General features: G+C 44.4%; 17 protein-coding genes and 2 tRNA genes. 13 read left to right on the top strand and 6 right to left on the bottom strand.

Going from position 1 to position 15,953, the window contains the following annotated elements:
• Window positions 1–159: 159 nt before the first annotated feature.
• The 8 genes from OH456_RS14795 to rnd all read left to right on the top strand — a co-directional run bounded on the left by OH456_RS14795 (window position 160) and on the right by rnd (window position 8,042).
• Window positions 160–357 (top strand): hypothetical protein, encoded by a 198-nt coding sequence (locus tag OH456_RS14795; protein ID WP_031494254.1) that lies wholly within the window; start codon window positions 160–162, stop codon window positions 355–357.
• 146 nt (window positions 358–503) lie between these two features.
• On the top strand, window positions 504–2,474 hold the full coding sequence (locus tag OH456_RS14790) for an ATP-dependent DNA helicase (RefSeq protein ID WP_270033745.1): 1,971 nt from the start codon (window positions 504–506) through the stop codon (window positions 2,472–2,474).
• Window positions 2,464–3,165, top strand: coding sequence for a tRNA (adenosine(37)-N6)-threonylcarbamoyltransferase complex dimerization subunit type 1 TsaB (gene tsaB, locus OH456_RS14785; RefSeq protein ID WP_006074288.1), 702 nt, complete (start codon window positions 2,464–2,466; stop codon window positions 3,163–3,165). Before OH456_RS14790 ends, tsaB begins: the two co-directional genes overlap by 11 nt.
• A gap of 45 nt (window positions 3,166–3,210) precedes the next feature.
• Window positions 3,211–3,528, top strand: coding sequence for a hypothetical protein (locus OH456_RS14780; RefSeq protein WP_006074289.1), 318 nt, complete (start codon window positions 3,211–3,213; stop codon window positions 3,526–3,528).
• Window positions 3,529–3,562: 34 nt separating this feature from the next.
• Entirely contained in the window at window positions 3,563–4,111 is a 549-nt protein-coding gene (locus OH456_RS14775) for a Slp family lipoprotein (protein ID WP_006074290.1), read from the top strand.
• 2 nt (window positions 4,112–4,113) lie between these two features.
• Complete coding sequence (locus OH456_RS14770; protein WP_198557426.1) at window positions 4,114–4,980, top strand: alpha/beta fold hydrolase; 867 nt, start codon at window positions 4,114–4,116, stop codon at window positions 4,978–4,980.
• Between the two features lie 168 nt (window positions 4,981–5,148).
• Complete coding sequence (gene fadD / locus OH456_RS14765) at window positions 5,149–6,849, top strand: long-chain-fatty-acid--CoA ligase FadD (RefSeq protein WP_006074292.1); 1,701 nt, start codon at window positions 5,149–5,151, stop codon at window positions 6,847–6,849.
• Window positions 6,850–6,923: 74 nt separating this feature from the next.
• The gene (rnd, locus tag OH456_RS14760) at window positions 6,924–8,042 is read left to right on the top strand and encodes a ribonuclease D (protein ID WP_031494239.1); all 1,119 of its coding nucleotides are present in this window, start codon (window positions 6,924–6,926) and stop codon (window positions 8,040–8,042) included.
• A gap of 45 nt (window positions 8,043–8,087) precedes the next feature.
• Here rnd and minE read toward each other — a convergent pair whose 3' ends face one another.
• From minE to minC, 3 genes are read right to left on the bottom strand one after another with little or no spacing between them, the layout of a single operon-like run.
• Entirely contained in the window at window positions 8,088–8,351 is a 264-nt protein-coding gene (gene minE / locus OH456_RS14755; protein WP_031494240.1) for a cell division topological specificity factor MinE, read from the bottom strand.
• 3 nt (window positions 8,352–8,354) lie between these two features.
• The gene (minD, locus tag OH456_RS14750; protein ID WP_252038770.1) at window positions 8,355–9,167 is read right to left on the bottom strand and encodes a septum site-determining protein MinD; all 813 of its coding nucleotides are present in this window, start codon (window positions 9,165–9,167) and stop codon (window positions 8,355–8,357) included.
• A gap of 21 nt (window positions 9,168–9,188) precedes the next feature.
• A complete protein-coding gene (minC, locus tag OH456_RS14745) occupies window positions 9,189–9,851 on the bottom strand; it encodes a septum site-determining protein MinC (RefSeq protein ID WP_270033743.1) in 663 nt (220 codons plus the stop codon).
• A gap of 180 nt (window positions 9,852–10,031) precedes the next feature.
• Here minC and OH456_RS14740 point away from each other — a divergent pair, with 180 nt between their 5' ends.
• Window positions 10,032–10,307 (top strand): YcgL domain-containing protein, encoded by a 276-nt coding sequence (locus tag OH456_RS14740; RefSeq protein ID WP_006075752.1) that lies wholly within the window; start codon window positions 10,032–10,034, stop codon window positions 10,305–10,307.
• Window positions 10,308–10,331: 24 nt separating this feature from the next.
• Window positions 10,332–11,309 carry a lytic murein transglycosylase gene (locus OH456_RS14735; RefSeq protein WP_031494242.1) on the top strand — a complete coding sequence of 326 codons (978 nt, stop codon included), beginning with the start codon at window positions 10,332–10,334 and terminating at the stop codon, window positions 11,307–11,309.
• Window positions 11,310–11,364: 55 nt separating this feature from the next.
• On the opposite strand, the gene folD is transcribed toward OH456_RS14735, so the two are convergent.
• Window positions 11,365–12,228, bottom strand: a complete 864-nt coding sequence (gene folD / locus OH456_RS14730) for a bifunctional methylenetetrahydrofolate dehydrogenase/methenyltetrahydrofolate cyclohydrolase FolD (protein ID WP_038225364.1) — start codon at window positions 12,226–12,228, stop codon at window positions 11,365–11,367.
• Window positions 12,229–12,433: 205 nt separating this feature from the next.
• On the opposite strand from folD, the gene OH456_RS14725 reads away from it, so the two are divergent.
• A tRNA-Arg gene (locus OH456_RS14725) sits at window positions 12,434–12,510 on the top strand.
• 186 nt (window positions 12,511–12,696) lie between these two features.
• Here OH456_RS14725 and OH456_RS14720 read toward each other — a convergent pair.
• Both OH456_RS14720 and OH456_RS14715 read right to left on the bottom strand, forming a co-directional pair.
• Window positions 12,697–13,758, bottom strand: a complete 1,062-nt coding sequence (locus tag OH456_RS14720) for a hypothetical protein (protein ID WP_270033742.1) — start codon at window positions 13,756–13,758, stop codon at window positions 12,697–12,699.
• A 95-nt stretch (window positions 13,759–13,853) separates the two neighbouring features.
• The gene (locus OH456_RS14715; RefSeq protein WP_270033741.1) at window positions 13,854–15,029 is read right to left on the bottom strand and encodes a helix-turn-helix transcriptional regulator; all 1,176 of its coding nucleotides are present in this window, start codon (window positions 15,027–15,029) and stop codon (window positions 13,854–13,856) included.
• 366 nt (window positions 15,030–15,395) lie between these two features.
• On the opposite strand from OH456_RS14715, the gene OH456_RS14710 reads away from it, so the two are divergent.
• Window positions 15,396–15,746 (top strand): hypothetical protein, encoded by a 351-nt coding sequence (locus OH456_RS14710; protein WP_124940722.1) that lies wholly within the window; start codon window positions 15,396–15,398, stop codon window positions 15,744–15,746.
• An 82-nt stretch (window positions 15,747–15,828) separates the two neighbouring features.
• Window positions 15,829–15,905: transfer RNA gene (locus tag OH456_RS14705), tRNA-Arg, on the top strand.
• Window positions 15,906–15,953: the final 48 nt, after the last annotated feature.

The following is a 15,953-nucleotide window of genomic DNA, read 5'->3' as shown; positions in this document are numbered from 1 at the left end:
TGAGGATTTAAAATGGTGCGTTTGTTGAGGTAGTACGCAATCTAATCAACATTATTAATCTATTCTGGGCAAGGTTTCAACAAAAGAAGTCCGCCACGACGGCATTCCGGCTTGTCTCGATTTGTTGGAGCATCCTCAATTTGGCTTTAGGAGAGTGTTATGGATAAAGAACTACTCGCGCGCAAACTCTACGACCAAAGAGTCTCAGAATTGGTTGGAGATTCGGCCATTGACCAGCATGAGCTTGATGAGCTTTGGAACAGTAAAGTCTCGCCTTCACAAGCAGCAGAACAATTAAAGCAATCGGACAATGTCATCGCCCCAGGATGGCTTACACGTTACCTGAATAAGCACTAGCCACTTTAAATTCTTCCCTGGTTTAAGCGCTCTTATTCTCTGTTCTACGAGCAAGAGCGCTCAATTCAATTTTCAACTGCCAAGCGATTAGGTATACACTAGGCCGATTAATATTAGGTAGCGGCAATCAGTGGTTTCAACAATAAATGGTTTCACGAACAATTAAAAAGGCGTTCGCCTCTGATGGCGCATTGGGAAGGGTTATCCCCGGTTTTCAGCCCAGACAACCACAACTTGATATGGCTGATGCCGTTGAAGAAGCTATTCATAATGAAGATCAGCTTGTGGTGGAAGCGGGTACGGGTACTGGCAAAACCTTTGCTTATTTAGTCCCTGCGCTGTTAAGCGGTAAGAAAACCATTATCAGTACCGGATCGAAAAACTTACAAGAACAGCTCTTTCATCGTGATTTACCTTTGATGGTTGAAGCGTTAGGTTTTCATGGGCAAGTTTCGTTGTTAAAAGGGCGTTCCAACTATTTGTGTCTAGATAGACTGAGCCGCCAAATGGTGGAAAGTCACACCACAGAAACGCAAACGGATTTGTTGTCACAGTTGGTCAAAGTGCGATCTTGGTCCTCGGAAACCAAGTCTGGAGACTTGGGTGAATGTGATGCGATTGCTGAAGATAGCCCAATTATACCCACCATTACGTCCACTAATGACAACTGCTTAGGAAAAGAGTGTCCAAGCTACCAAGATTGCTTTGTATTGAAGGCTCGTAAGCGAGCGTTGGACTCTGATGTCGTGGTGGTAAACCACCACTTATTTATGGCGGATCTTGCTATCAAGGAGACTGGCTTTGGGGAGCTGATTCCAGAAGCGGAAGTGTTTATCTTTGATGAAGCACACCAAATACCAGATATTGCCAGTCAGTATTTCGGGCAATCTATTTCAAGCCGTCAGATCCAAGATCTCGCGAAAGATATTGAGATTGGTTATCGCACTGAAGCCAGAGACATGCGTCAATTGCAAAAAGCAGGTGATAGACTCTCCCAATCAGCGATGGATATGCGTATTGTGCTAGGCGATACAGGTTTTAGGGGAAACTGGCGCGATGCCGTTGCCTCACCAAGTATCAAACGTGAATTAGACCGACTGCTGGATGCCATCAACTTGGTGATTGATGTACTTAAACTCGCTTTAGGTCGAAGTCAGCTATTAGATACCGCATTTGAGCGGGCTAATCTTATTAAAGGTCGTATTGAACGAGTGTGCGATGTCACTATTACCGGTTACTCCTATTGGTACGATACGTCGCCTCGTCATTTTAGTCTGCATATCACCCCGTTAACCGTTGCCGATAAGTTCCATGAGCAAGTGGAGATGAAGGGCGGTGCATGGATTTTTACCTCTGCAACTTTAGCGGTTTCCGATGACTTTGGTCACTTTACCTCTCGATTAGGTCTGATTCCGAAGCAGCAGTTTTCTCTACCAAGTCCGTTTGATTATCCCACTCAGGCTAGATTGTGTGTACCACGTTATTTGCCTGAACCAAATAGCCAAGGATTAGCTCAAAAGCTAGTGAACATGTTGTCTCCGGTCATTGAAGAAAACCAAGGGCGCTGCTTTTTCCTATGCACCTCACACAGCATGATGCGCGAGCTGGGTGAAAAGTTTCGTGAAAGCTTGTCACTGCCCGTATTACTTCAAGGTGAAACCAGCAAACAAAAAACGCTCGCAGAGTTTATGGAACTTGGTAACGCTTTGCTGGTGGCGACAGGGGCATTTTGGGAAGGAATAGATGTTAGAGGTGATACGCTGAGCTGTGTTATCATCGACAAATTACCGTTTACAGCCCCCGATGATCCACTGCTTAAAGCACGGATCGAAGATTGTAAATTACAAGGTGGTGACCCGTTCCAACAGGTACAACTGCCTGATGCCGTAATTACGTTAAAACAAGGTGTGGGCCGATTGATTCGAGATCAGAAAGATCGTGGCGCACTGATTATTTGCGACAATCGATTGGTGACCAGAGAGTATGGAGCGACGTTCTTAGCCAGCTTGCCGCCTATTCCTCGAACGCGCGACCTTGGAACGATAAGACAGTTTCTAGCACTCGACACAGAGTCGGATGCTAAAGAAGAAAAAAATCGAGAAATAAATGACTTATAAAATTCTAGCTATCGATACTGCAACAGAGAACTGCTCAGTGGCTCTGTTGGTTGGTGATACGATTCATACTCGCAGTGAACTTGCTCCTCGCGATCATACGAAGAAAGTACTTCCTATGGTCGATGAGCTGTTAAAAGAGGCAGGATTGACACTTGCAGAACTGGATGCCTTAGCGTTTGCACGTGGTCCGGGCAGTTTTACGGGTGTACGTATTTGTATCGGGATTGCTCAAGGGCTAGGGTTTGGTGCCGACTTACCAATGATTGGAATTTCAACACTCAAAGCAATGGCGCAAGGCTCATATCGTATGAATGGTGCCACTCGTGTGGCTAGTGCTATCGATGCACGCATGAACGAAGTGTATTGGGGGCGTTTCGAACAGCAAGACAATGGCGATTGGCAAGACGTTGACCAAGAACAAGTGATCCCACCGAGCATCTTAGCGGAGAATCTGTCTGCTGATGGCATGCAGTGGACGCAAGCCGGAACGGGTTGGGAAGCTTACGTGGACACAATGAACACATTGGCTATCGATACCATTGCTTCTGAAGTCAAATATCCGCAGGCGCAAGATATCGCATTTCTTGCTAAATTCGAACTAGAGCGCGGTAATACTGTGCCAGCGGAAGAGGCAAGTCCAGTTTATCTTCGCGATACGGTAGCTTGGAAAAAGCTACCAGGCCGCGAATAACGGGAGAAAGCTAGTGCGCGAATAACGCGCTAGCTTAATTAACTCATGGTCTCGATTAACGGCCTTCCTTCTATCCCCAACCAACGCAAGACACAGAAAGCCAAAACGAATAAGGCTGTGTCGAAAGCGTCGACGCCTTCAAGTACTAACGCAACTAATCAAACCACACAAGTCACTAAAGTGGCTCAAGCTGTTGCTCATTCGGTAAAACATTTATCAGACGCTGACGTAGCGCGTGCTCAAGTCCAATATGATTTACCTGAAGGACGCTCCAAAAAGGCATTAGAAGCCTATATGGATGTGATGAATCGAGCCAAACGAGAGGAACTTGAACAGTTACTTGGTGTCGATATTTTTATATGATAATAAGAGTATTTTTCATTTAAGGATAAGAAGTATGAATTTGGTGACGAAAATCGTTAGCCTGATTGGTTTGAGTATAATGTTGTCGGCGTGTGGTAGTTTGCCGGAGCAACTTGCCACAACGAATGAAAACGTTGTTTCCCAATATCAACAGGTGGTTGATGCTAAGGATGGAACTGAAGTTCGCCTTGGTGGTGTGATTGATACGGTTAAAAACTTGCCAAGCCAAACTCGCATTGAGATCGTCAATCTTCCGATCGATAAGTATGGTAAGCCTGACTTAGACCAAGAACCCAATGGCCGTTTTATTGCTTATGTTGATGGATTTGTCGACCCTGTAACGTACTCACGTGGTCGCTTAATTACCGTTGGTGGTCATAAAGGTGGTGTGGAGCGTGGTAAAGTAGGTGAGTTCGAAGCGGACTTTCCTGTTATCAAAGTATATGGGCAGTATCTTTGGCGAGTAGAAGAGCGCTTGATCATAAATCGTAACCCAAGTTCTTTTCATTCCTGCTGGGGTTATTACTGTGACGACTTCTACTACGGACCAACACAGGGAAGAGTTATCAAAGAGGTGAAGTAGCATTGCTTGCAAAAATAGAAGAAAAATCAGTCAAGATAGATGACAGGTACGTGACCTATCTTGAATTGAACCCCAAACTAACGGCCGCTAAGACGGTCGTTTTTATTCATGGTTGGATGGATAATGCCGCCAGTTTCCAATCTTTAATCGAGCAGGCTGCTGCACATCAGGTACCTTGGCGAGTTATTGCGATTGATTTGCCAGGGCATGGTCATTCAACACATAAGTCTGCGCACCATTTTTACAACTTTCACGACTACATCGATGATCTTCACCGCATTTTGCTCAAACTTGAAGCAGTTGATGTATACCTAGTGGGACATTCACTTGGTGCATTAATCGCGAGTTGCTATAGTGCGGCCTTTCCTGAAAAAGTCGCAGGATTAGTTCAAATCGAAGCGCATGTCCCTCTATCTGAATCCCCAGAGCAGAGCGCAGAGCGACTAAGAAACGGCATTGAAAGTCGTGAGCATTGGCGAGAAAAATCACCACGTGCCATTCCATCCAAACAAGATGCGATCAAAATGAGGATGCGAGCAACAAAGTTGCGGGAAGAAACAGTCCTCCCGATTGTTGAACGTGACCTGCAATTGATCGATGGTCAGTGGTTTTGGCGTCATGACAGTAAGCTTAAATGTGAGTCGGTCTATCGTATGACGCAAGAGCACGCAGAGGCCATTATGTCTGCGATTACTGTTCCTCATTTGGTGATTTTAGGGCAGCGTGGTTATCACTATTTACAGAACCCTCAAGTCTTATCTCTTCTTGTCGATGCTCAGATAGAAAAGGTCGAAGGCGATCACCATTGCCATTTAGAGTCGCCAAAAAAGGTATTTGAGCTAATACTTGGACTAGTTAACAAAAATTAAACAAGTGTTTGAGTCTTTCGTGCGCAAACTGGTCTGCTGTGTTGTAATAGCAGGAATAATAAAACATTCATAGAGATTCTAAGTGTTAACAAGTTTTTAAACTCTACACTGATTTAACTGCCAGTCTATGAATACGAAAGAGTGACCTTACACGCAAGGAGTATAATTGTGGATAAACCTTGGCTTTCGCGATACCCAAGTGATGTGCCGGAACAGATTAATCCGGACCAGTATCCTTCTTTAGTAGAAATGTTTGAACAGTCAGTACATAAATTCGCTGACCAACCAGCCTTCGTTAATATGGGATCGGTGATGACATTTCGTAAGTTGGAAGAGCGCAGTCGCGCTTTTGCAGCTTACTTACAAAATGAGTTAAAGCTGAAAAAAGGTGATCGTGTCGCGATCATGATGCCTAACTTGCTGCAATATCCGGTTGCCTTGTTTGGTGTCTTACGTGCTGGCTTGATAGCCGTAAACGTTAACCCACTGTATACACCGCGTGAGCTAGAGCACCAGTTAAACGACGCTGATGCTAAAGCTATAGTTATCGTCTCTAACTTTGCTAGCACGCTTGAGCAAGTGGTCGAGAACACGCCAATCAAGCACGTGGTACTAACCAGCCTTGGCCAAATGTTGCCAAGAGCAAAAGGGACGGTAGTCGACTTTGTCGTGAAATACGTCAAAGGTATGGTACCTAAGTATGATTTGCCAGGTGCAATTTCATTCCGAAAAGCGCTGCATAAAGGCCGCCGCTTGCAATACGTGAAGCCGTTTATGACGGGCGATGACATTGCGTTCTTACAGTACACCGGGGGTACGACTGGCGTAGCAAAAGGCGCGATTTTGACTCATCGCAATATGATTGCCAATGTGATGCAAGCTAAGGGCATGTATGCGCCGGTCTTGAATGAAGGTCGCGAGCTGGTGGTGACAGCGCTGCCGCTGTATCACGTTTTTGCGTTGACGGTTAACTGTTTACTGTTCATTGAAATGGGTGGTCAAAACCTGTTGATCACCAACCCACGTGATATTCCAGGGTTTGTTAAAGAGCTCCAAAAGTATCCGTTTACCGCAATTACTGGTGTTAATACGCTATTTAATGCCCTGATCAATAACGAAGACTTCCATGAGTTGGATTTCCGTGGTTTAAGGTTGTCTGTTGGTGGTGGTATGGCCGTTCAGCGCGCCGTTGCAGAGCAATGGAAAAAGACCACTGGTTGTTTGCTACTTGAAGGCTATGGCCTAACTGAGTGTTCTCCTCTTGTTGCTGCTTATCCGCACGATTTAGAGCAATACAACGGCTCGATTGGTCTGCCAGTGCCATCAACGGAAGTGCGCATTGTTGATGAAGATGGTAACCCTGTGACGGATGACTCGAAAGGTGAGTTGCAAGTTCGTGGCCCACAAGTGATGCAAGGTTACTGGCAGCGTGCAGAAGCAACGAAAGAAGTTATCAACCAAGAGGGGTGGTTATCGACTGGAGATATCGTTCAGTTCGATGAAGACGGCTTCTTGCATATCGTTGACCGTAAGAAAGACATGATTTTGGTCTCTGGCTTTAACGTTTATCCAAACGAGATCGAAGATGTGATTGCACTGAATGATAAGGTGCTTGAAGTGGCGGCAATCGGTGAGGCCAACGAAGCATCCGGTGAGATTGTGAAAGTGTTTGTAGTTAAGAAAGACTCTTCATTAACTAAAGAAGAGATCATTGAACACTGTCGTAAGCACTTAACAGGCTATAAGATTCCTAAGCGCGTGGAGTTTAGAGAGGACTTGCCAAAGACTAATGTGGGTAAGATTTTGCGCCGTGTACTTCGTGAAGAGAACGACGCCAAGTTGACCAAAACCTCAGAAAAAACGGTTTAACGTTAACCTTTAATTACAATCAATGCTAGAATGCCAGCCCTCAAAGCTGGCATTGTTTTTTTAAGAGAGACTGAGTGGAATATCAAATAGTAACCGAGTTGGCCGAACTAGAGTCGGTATGTAACAAGGCTCGTGAATCCGATGTAGTCATGTTGGATACCGAGTTTGTACGTATCCGTACCTTCTACCCTAAACTGGGTCTCATCCAGCTATACGATGGTGAGCAGCTGTCACTTATCGATCCGTTGACTATTAGTGATTTCACCCCTTTTATTGAACTGCTTCAAGACGCCTCTGTACTCAAAGTACTCCATGCCTGCGGAGAAGATTTGGAAGTGTTCGTCAACAGTTTCGGATGCATGCCATTCCCAATGGTCGATACGCAAATCATGGCAGCCTTCTTAGGTCACGGACTATCGACGGGGTTTGCCGCATTGGTTGACGAATACCTTGGTGTAGAGCTCGATAAGAGTGAATCCCGAGCTGATTGGGTTGCGCGTCCACTGACAGATAAGCAACTGGATTATGCAGCGGCTGATGTTTATTACCTATGGCCTCTGTATTTCAAACTGTTTGCTCAAGTGGAAGCAAAGGATTGGTGGGATGCCGCACAGCAAGAATCTGACTTGTTAATGCAAAAACGTGGTAAAACGCCAAATCCAGACAGTGCTTATCTCGACATTAAAGGTGCCTGGCAATTGAAGCGCAAGCAATTGGCCATTCTCAAACCTTTAGCCACGTGGCGAATGAATGAAGCACTCAAGCGTGATCTTGCACTAAACTTCGTCATCAAAGAGCAAGAGCTGTGGAGCATTGCGCGCTTTGCGCTTAAGAAGCCTAAGCAGATGGAAGAAGAGGGCGTGGATCCACGTGCTATTCGTCGTCATGGTGAGCGCATTGCTGCCATCGTCAAACGCGCCCAACAAACACCAGAAGAAGAGTACCCAGATAAAATCGAGCGCCTAATGGATTTTCCGGGTTACAAACAGGTCTTTAAGAAACTCAAAGATGAAGTGAAAAAAGCGGCGCAGCATAGTGGCTTAGCGACTGAGTTTTTAGCATCTAAAAAGCAACTTAATCAGTACCTTTCATGGATATGGAAGTACGACCGAGATCCGGCAAGATTGCCAGATGTGATGCAAGGGTGGCGACTGGAGTTGTTCGGTCAAAACTTAGATAAAGTTATGGATTAAAAAAATGGCTCGCAGTTGCGGGCCATTTTTCTATTCGTTATTCACTCACTTTTCATCTTCTGGTAGCTGAACGTTTAGTTCAAGCACCGAGATGTCATCGTCTTTGTGCTCAAACGACAAGTCCACCATGGATGGATCAACTTCAACGTATTTGGCGATAACTTTAAGAATGTCTTCTTTCAACTGCGGCAGGTACGATGGCGAAGGTGAACCTTCACTGCGACGCTCTGCGACGATAATTTGCAGGCGCTCTTTCGCTAAGTTCGCTGAGCTCTTTTTTTGCGGGCGGAAAAACTCGAGTAATGACATGAATTAACCCCCGAATAGACGTTTGAAGATGCCTTTCTTCTGCTCCGTTAAGAAGCGGAAATCAACTTGTTCACCAAGTAGGCGATTTACTGTATCTGCGTAAGCAAGACCTGCATCTGATTCATCGTCAAAAATGACAGGGACGCCTTTGTTCGAAGCATTAAGAACCGCTTGGCTTTCAGGAATCACTCCAAGTAGAGAGATGTGCAGAATCTCTTCCACATCTTCGACAGACAGCATTTCACCTTGTGTCACACGAGTTGGGTTATAGCGTGTCAGCAGTAGATGTTGCTTAACTGGTTCTAAGCTCTCTTCTGCTCGACGTGATTTAGAGTCCAAGATACCAAGGATACGGTCAGAGTCACGTACTGAAGAAACTTCTGGGTTTGTGGTAACAATGGCTTCATCGGCAAAATACAGCGCCATTAATGCGCCTTGCTCGATACCTGCCGGTGAGTCACAGATAACAAAGTCAAAGCCCATTTCATCGAGGTCATCTAACACTCGACGAACGCCTTCTTTAGTCAGTGCGTCTTTATCGCGAGTTTGTGATGCAGGCAGGATGAACAGGTTGTCAGAACGCTTATCTTTGATGAGTGCTTGGTTTAGTGTCGCTTCACCGTTGATCACGTTAACAAAGTCGTAAACGACGCGACGTTCACAGCCCATGATCAAGTCTAGGTTACGCAAACCGATATCAAAGTCGATGACTGCGGTTTTCTTGCCTTTAAGGGCAAGGCCAGAAGCGATTGCTGCACTGGAAGTGGTTTTGCCAACGCCGCCTTTACCTGACGTTACAACAATAATGCGTGCCATTATCTGTTTTCCTTAAAATTATTATATCGTGAGGATTTCGAAATCGAGTTGGTCGTTGGTCATACCAAACATTACCTTTTTGCCCCAATATTCACGTTCAATTTGATCACTGAGCCAGTAATTTCCTGCGATAGAAACCAACTCAGCTTGTAAGTCGTTACATAGGATCTTAGCTTCACTGGAGCCACTAGCTCCGGCAATCGCGCGTCCTCTAAGCGTGCCATGGACATGGATAGTACCGTCAGCTATTACTTCAGCACCTGCACTCACATGATTTAACACCACAAGGTCTCTGTTTTTTGCATAGATTTGTTGACCGGAACGCACTGGGGTTCGGACTATCATAGTCGGTTCCATCTTCGCGGGTGCTTGAGAAGGGGCTTTACTTGCGGTCATTACAGCAAAGCCAGCTTCAATGGCGAGATTCTGAGTGCGTTTATCTTGGCAACCGGTGATACCTACTGGGATCATACCAAGTTCTTCTACGCCAAGTTTTAGGTCTAGGAAGTTGATATCGCCGTCAACTTTACTGATGTTTAGAACCACAGGAGCCGATGCAAAAAATGTCGGTGCTTGTGAGACTTTTTCTTGCAAAAAATGAACTGCTTTAGAAACATCGTTGTCAGAAAGATGCAACACCGATAAGGTGAAGCTACTGCCTTTCAGATCTGGGGATTGAGACATTGCTGATCAAATCCTTGTGCCAATGACATTGCTTTTTAAATAGGATAATCATGTTATATTTCAACACTACATACAGCAAGCTATCTTGCGCTCAAATGGATAATTAACTCTCAATTTTCCATAAACTAACCAAATACTTTCTTCCGGATGAGAAGATTGGCGACAAAAAGAGATATATCAATGCTTTGTTCTATCTATAAAAGCACGAAAAAGGAAGGGGCGTACCTATACATCGCCAAGAAGGATGACTTTTCACCAGTTCCAGATGCGCTGATGCAGATGTTTGGAAAACCAACTATGGTCATGGTGGTCAACCTTGCAAAACGTACACTGGCTCAAGTGGATGTAGAGAAAGTAAAAGCTTCTATTGAGAATGAGGGCTTTTTCTTACAGCTACCTCCACCACCAGAAAATCTATTAGAGAAATATAAAGAGCAAAAAGCTCAGCAAAAATAGCCTAGATGCTCAGGGGAGGGCACGGTGAAGAGATTATTGTCAGTTATGCTAGGAGCAAGCCTAGCCACGAGCGCATTTGCGCAAGAGAAAGGAACGTTTGAAGAGTACGTTGCTGGGCTTAAAGAAGAAGCTCGCCAACAAGGTATCTCTGAACAAATTCTGACAGAGGCATTTAAAGGTGTCGAGTATAAGCCGAGAGCTGTCACTGCTGACCGTAACCAACCTGAAAAGAAGCTAACGCTGGACGAATATATTCCAAGAGCGGTGCCTGATTGGAAAGTGAAGCAGGCCAAAGAATTGCACAACAAGTATTATGCTGAGCTAAAACGTATCGGTGATGAATACGGTGTTCAACCAAGGTTTATTGTCGCGCTTTGGGGCGTAGAAAGTAATTTCGGACGCTTTACTGGTAATTATCGTGTAATCGATGCCTTATCGACGTTAGCTTATGAAGGACGCCGTGAAGCCTTCTTCCGTAAAGAAGCACTAGCGGCATTAACGATTCTTCAACAAGGGCATATTGCTCCCGATGATATGAAAGGTTCATGGGCGGGTGCAATGGGTCAAAGCCAGTTCATGCCGAGTTCGTTTTTGAACTTTGCCGCTGACGGTAATGGCGACGGGAAAAAAGACATTTGGGATAGTGAAGCCGATGTGTTTGCCTCGACAGCGAATTACCTAGCGAAATCTGGTTGGGACGATAAATATACTTGGGGTCGTCAGGTCAAAGTACCACATGGTATTTCACCCGATTTACAAGGGCGTGAAGCTGAAAAAGGTAAGTATCTTAAGGAGTGGAGTAAGCTCGGTGTCACTCGTTACGATGGTCGACCACTGCCTCAGTTGGACGAAGATATCAAAGCATGGCTTATTATGCCCGATGACGAAAATGGCCGTGTGTACTTGGTATATAACAACTACAATGTCCTGATGAAGTGGAATCGCTCATATTACTTCGCCCTCGCTGTGAGTCATCTAGCAGATCGTATTGCTATGGATTAAATAAAAAGGACTGACGTCAGAGACGCCAGTCCTTTTTTAGAAATTGAACAACCGATTATTTTTTTGCAGTGTGGAACTGTTCGCAGGCAATCATCGTATTTTCAATCAAGCTGGCAACCGTCATAGGGCCGACACCACCTGGGACAGGGGTAATGAAGCTAGCGTTTTCTCTTGCCACATCGTATTCTACGTCACCCACTAAAGTACCGTTCTCTAAGCGGTTGATACCTACATCGACAACAACAGCTCCTTTCTTGATCCAATTACCTGGGACAAAGTTTGGTTTACCGACGGCTACGACAACGATATCAGCTTGACGCACATGGCTTTCAAGATCTTTGGTGAAACGATGACACGTGGTGGTGGTGCACCCGGCAAGTAGCAATTCTAATGTCATTGGACGACCAACAATGTTAGACGCACCAACGATAACGGCGTGCTTGCCTCTCGTTGGTATATTGTAACGATCTAGAAGCGTAATAATGCCTTTAGGCGTACATGAGCGTAGCTTGGGGATACGTTGCGCTAGACGGCCGACATTATATGGATGGAATCCATCAACATCTTTTTCTGGAGTAATACGTTCCAAAACGTGTGTAGTATCGATTCCAGCCGGTAGAGGCAACTGAACCAAAATGCCATCGACTTCTGGGTCTTCGTTTAACTCATCAACGAGAGCGAGTAGTTGAGCTTCACTGGCATTTGCTGGCAGGTCGAAGGATTTGGAAACAAAACCAACTTCCTCACAAGCACGGCGCTTACTACCCACATAAACCTGTGACGCAGGATCTTCACCGACTAAAACGACCGCCAGTCCCGGCGCTCTTAACCCTGCATCCGTTCTCGCTTTAACACGAGCAGCGACTTCAGAGCGTACGGTTTGAGAAATAAGTTTCCCGTCAATGTTTTGAGCAGACATAATTTTCCTTGAGAAAGTTAATTGGCTGTTATTTTTGTGTGCATTGTCCCAGAAAATTATTTCAAAAGCTACAACGCAAACGTTTGCATTGGTGTGTTTTTCAGCTTTTAATGGTATGTTGACTTTTTTTTGGGCACTTAAACTAGTATGAGTCACAAAGCCATTGATTTACCAGTCTTAACTCGTATAATCCTTTCCCTATAGCGCGCCCTTAGCTCAGCTGGATAGAGCACGTCCCTTCTAAGGATGTGGTCGTAGGTTCGAATCCTACAGGGCGTGCCATTCTCCTCTCTTGCTATTCAATCTCTGTCTGTTTTACCCTGTTAGCTGATCTAGTGCTGCTTTTCGCATTGTTGAACTGTTTTCGCAATATTATCGTTTTGGTTGTTCAAATGGTTATAAATGGCAAAAGAGTAACCGGCTAAGCACGATTACTCTTTATTGTTAAGACTTTGGACTTTGTACGGTTTAGAAGTCAGGCTCTTGAGAGTACATGACCAAAGAGCTTAAAGACCCCACATCTGTTGCAAATCCCTGATTTATATACTCATCAGACGTTGTAAATACTTTCACCATGGTCGTAAAGCCATCAGTCGCTGTAATATAAAGCTGATGCTCATATTCTATGCCTTTCTCGGTTAGAGTCAGCAATAATGCACCATCGTCATTGACTTTCCATTCCCCGGAACTGTCTAAAGCATCATCTTTGTCGCGTATTTCAAACTCATACCAGCCTGTGTTGACTGAGCTAGGAGTATTGTCAAATACAAATCGCTCATAATTGCCTTCACCATCGCCACTATAGACATCTTGTGCTTTTATCAATCTTGCTTCATCGAATTTGGCGAATTTGCCACCTAGCGTTACTCTGCATTGGTCGGTGATAATCGTGTCGAACTCGGTTTTTGTGACCGCATGTTCATCGGTAAGGTTGTTTTCAAAGTTAGGATTGTCGCGCTGTTTACATTGGACTGGCGTATAAGCCTTAGCAAATAACGAGCTGTAATACGTGGTTTCGTATTGCGACGTATCGTCATCAAAGTAATATTCGTAGATGAGTGCTGATATTGATTGCGCATCCTCATCAATAACATTAATGAGAATATAACCGTCTTTTGGATCCAGCCAATCAAAGCGGGTCGAACCATTGGATTCACTGGCAGTCCCTGACTCACCTCCCGCACCAATATAATGATAGATAAACTTCCCATCACTTTGAGCTTCGAATGACCTAACCTGTCCCTTATTGTTAATTCTGAAGTACGTCGTATCTTTAGCTAGGGTACTTTGAACTGAGGTACTCTGAGCTTGGGCATTTTGACTGCTGGAAGGTGAGCACGTTGCAACAGCGGCTTGGTAATCATTCTCTGTTGGGTCAACAGGATCATCGAATGAGCAGGCAGATAGTGTGGATAACTCAAGTTTACTGGTGCTCAATGCATCGCCGTCCGATGAATCTGAATTACAGCCAACTAGAAAAATAGTCAATAGTGAGGAGGCTAAAAGCCCTTTTCTCGCGCGAATAGACATGACAATTCCCTTTGTAAATGTTGTTAGTGTGTTTGTTTTTTTAACCGTAAAGGCCGTATTAAAAACTACAAAACTAACCACAAATAACCTATCCCCTAAGAGGGGGGGTAGACAGGACTAGTCAGCAATGTTGCTATTAAGTCGGACTGGGAATGACTGCCGGTTTTGATGAATATCGATTTAATATGATCTTTAATCGTGTGGGTGGAGCGCTCTAAAAGAGCCGCAATTTCATTGCGGGTATAGCCACTGGCGATGAGTTCACACACCTCAGTTTCCGCATCAGTTAGGCCGAAAATCGCTTTGAGAAACTCTGAATTGACATGTATTGGGTGTTGTCGGTCATAGATGTAGACGATGGCACCTATTTCATAGTCTTTAAGTATAGAATGATCTTGGTAGGGCGTTGGGTGCTCGATACCGATAGGAACTAATAGAATAGTGATTGGTGAAAGTTTGTTGGAAAGATGAGTGACTTTGCAGGCGAGATTGTTGTTTTCCCCGCGCTTTAACACGGTGAATAGGTTGGCAATGTATTCACGTTTCACAGAGATATCCTTGATGGAAAAACGTTGTTGGTTCACCTCTAAGTCATCATGAAGCTCGCCAAGTTCGATAGCTTTTTGGTTTACGGAGAGCAGTGCTCCTTTGCTGTCATACAATAAGGCTCCATGGGGAAGTTGAGCTATCAAGTGATGTAAATTAGCTGTTTCATTAAGAATTTCTTTAAACTGTTGGTAGAGACTAAACGCGCGTTGAATGTGGGGAATGAGCTCATTTAGGATCAGCACATCGTCTCGCGAGAATGCCTGGGCGCTCATATCGCGATGAATACTGAGCATCGCGATCTGGTTCTCTAATCTGCCAATTACAGCCGAAGAGACGTCAAGCATCTGATTACTATCAAACCATTTCTCGACCAATTTTTGACTAGATGTCAGATACTGGGGGGCTGGTCGGCCTATATCACCTAACAGTGTGTAAAAGCGGCTAGGCGGAGCGTTATCAATATAGTCGTGAATATAGTTACCTTCCTCAAGGTTGTTTTCAATAAACTCAATGATGACATCGGTCTTTGGTCCTGCAATCCAAGCCGCTTCTATGGCATCACTGGTCGTATTTTGAATATGAAGAACGGCATCTGCTAAATTGAATTCCGAAACGAGTAGCTCCAAAAATGGCTGAAAGCCGTGTTGATGAGTTGGTGCTTGGTAGAGTAAATCGATTAGTTCACTGAAACGCAGCAGTGTGGCTTTTTCAATAGTGTCCATAGTAGTCCTTTGTCGCCATAGTGACACCAGCGAATACATCGAGTCCAATTCAACATATTAAGAACCACGTCTGCTGGTAATAAAATTAATAGTGGGGAAGTTACGTACTACTATATTAAATATTCAACTTGATGAAATGCCGATTTTTTGACCGGATTCACGTCTGTTAGTGTGATTGTTGTTTCATAATTGAGATATTTGTGAATTGACTCTGAGAATAGCGTGAGTAATAGAATCAGGCCTTAAGGAGATAGCCTACTAGTACTCGTCTTTTCACATGTTTTTCTTACCCCCCTGTTCAGGGGAGATAAAATGGCCTCCGCTATTGGTTATTCTTGTTATCAGGAGCGATAATAGAGGTGATAAATGAAAGCGGAACAGCAATTTCGTTTAGCAAATTTTATAGTTAGTGATTTGCAAACGTTGAACTATAAATTGTTTCTTAACGTGGAATTAGTTGAAGGTTCGCCATTCTTGTCTGGGGTTACACCAAAGGGTAGGCCATTTGTTTTTGATGTGTTTATTGCTGAATTTGATGATGAATATGAACACTTGGTAGAGAGAATTATAAAAATAAAAAACGATTACCCTAATTCAGATGTTGCTTTGGGACTACTGACGCCATTCACTCAGAGGCAAGTTATCAAGAAACTGCTGGAACCGTTATTCATTCATGGTATTCGTTTGTGCTATTTAAAGGTGTTTGCTAACTATTGATAGTATAAGGTCGGTAACTGGTTGAGTTATCTAGTCCAGTCCTATACAATTCTTGCTCCTGGGCTGTTGGTCCAGCCAGGAAGCGCCCTTAGCTCAGCTGGATAGAGCACGTCCCTTCTAAGGATGTGGTCGTAGGTTCGAATCCTACAGGGCGTGCCATTATTTAAGACCCCTGATAGCTCTTTGAGATGTCAGGGGTTTTGCGTT

Origin of the sequence: Vibrio sp. La 4.2.2, from assembly GCF_027586995.1 — a bacterium.
GTDB classification, from domain to species: Bacteria; Pseudomonadota; Gammaproteobacteria; order Enterobacterales; family Vibrionaceae; genus Vibrio; species Vibrio mediterranei.
This window is presented reverse-complemented; position numbering and strand designations above follow the sequence as displayed.

What these genes read in the sequence shown, in the direction of transcription:
- minD (WP_252038770.1), bottom strand. Translation starts at nt 9,167, where the DNA reads ATGGCACGCATTATTGTTGTAACGTCAGGTAAAGGCGGCGTTGGCAAA.
- OH456_RS14795 (WP_031494254.1), top strand. Translation starts at nt 160, where the DNA reads ATGGATAAAGAACTACTCGCGCGCAAACTCTACGACCAAAGAGTCTCA.
- OH456_RS14720 (WP_270033742.1), bottom strand. Translation starts at nt 13,758, where the DNA reads ATGTCTATTCGCGCGAGAAAAGGGCTTTTAGCCTCCTCACTATTGACT.
- OH456_RS14715 (WP_270033741.1), bottom strand. Translation starts at nt 15,029, where the DNA reads ATGGACACTATTGAAAAAGCCACACTGCTGCGTTTCAGTGAACTAATC.
- OH456_RS14790 (WP_270033745.1), top strand. Translation starts at nt 504, where the DNA reads ATGGTTTCACGAACAATTAAAAAGGCGTTCGCCTCTGATGGCGCATTG.
- OH456_RS14710 (WP_124940722.1), top strand. Translation starts at nt 15,396, where the DNA reads ATGAAAGCGGAACAGCAATTTCGTTTAGCAAATTTTATAGTTAGTGAT.
- OH456_RS14740 (WP_006075752.1), top strand. Translation starts at nt 10,032, where the DNA reads ATGCTTTGTTCTATCTATAAAAGCACGAAAAAGGAAGGGGCGTACCTA.
- OH456_RS14780 (WP_006074289.1), top strand. Translation starts at nt 3,211, where the DNA reads ATGGTCTCGATTAACGGCCTTCCTTCTATCCCCAACCAACGCAAGACA.
- OH456_RS14775 (WP_006074290.1), top strand. Translation starts at nt 3,563, where the DNA reads ATGAATTTGGTGACGAAAATCGTTAGCCTGATTGGTTTGAGTATAATG.
- minC (WP_270033743.1), bottom strand. Translation starts at nt 9,851, where the DNA reads ATGTCTCAATCCCCAGATCTGAAAGGCAGTAGCTTCACCTTATCGGTG.
- minE (WP_031494240.1), bottom strand. Translation starts at nt 8,351, where the DNA reads ATGTCATTACTCGAGTTTTTCCGCCCGCAAAAAAAGAGCTCAGCGAAC.
- tsaB (WP_006074288.1), top strand. Translation starts at nt 2,464, where the DNA reads ATGACTTATAAAATTCTAGCTATCGATACTGCAACAGAGAACTGCTCA.
- folD (WP_038225364.1), bottom strand. Translation starts at nt 12,228, where the DNA reads ATGTCTGCTCAAAACATTGACGGGAAACTTATTTCTCAAACCGTACGC.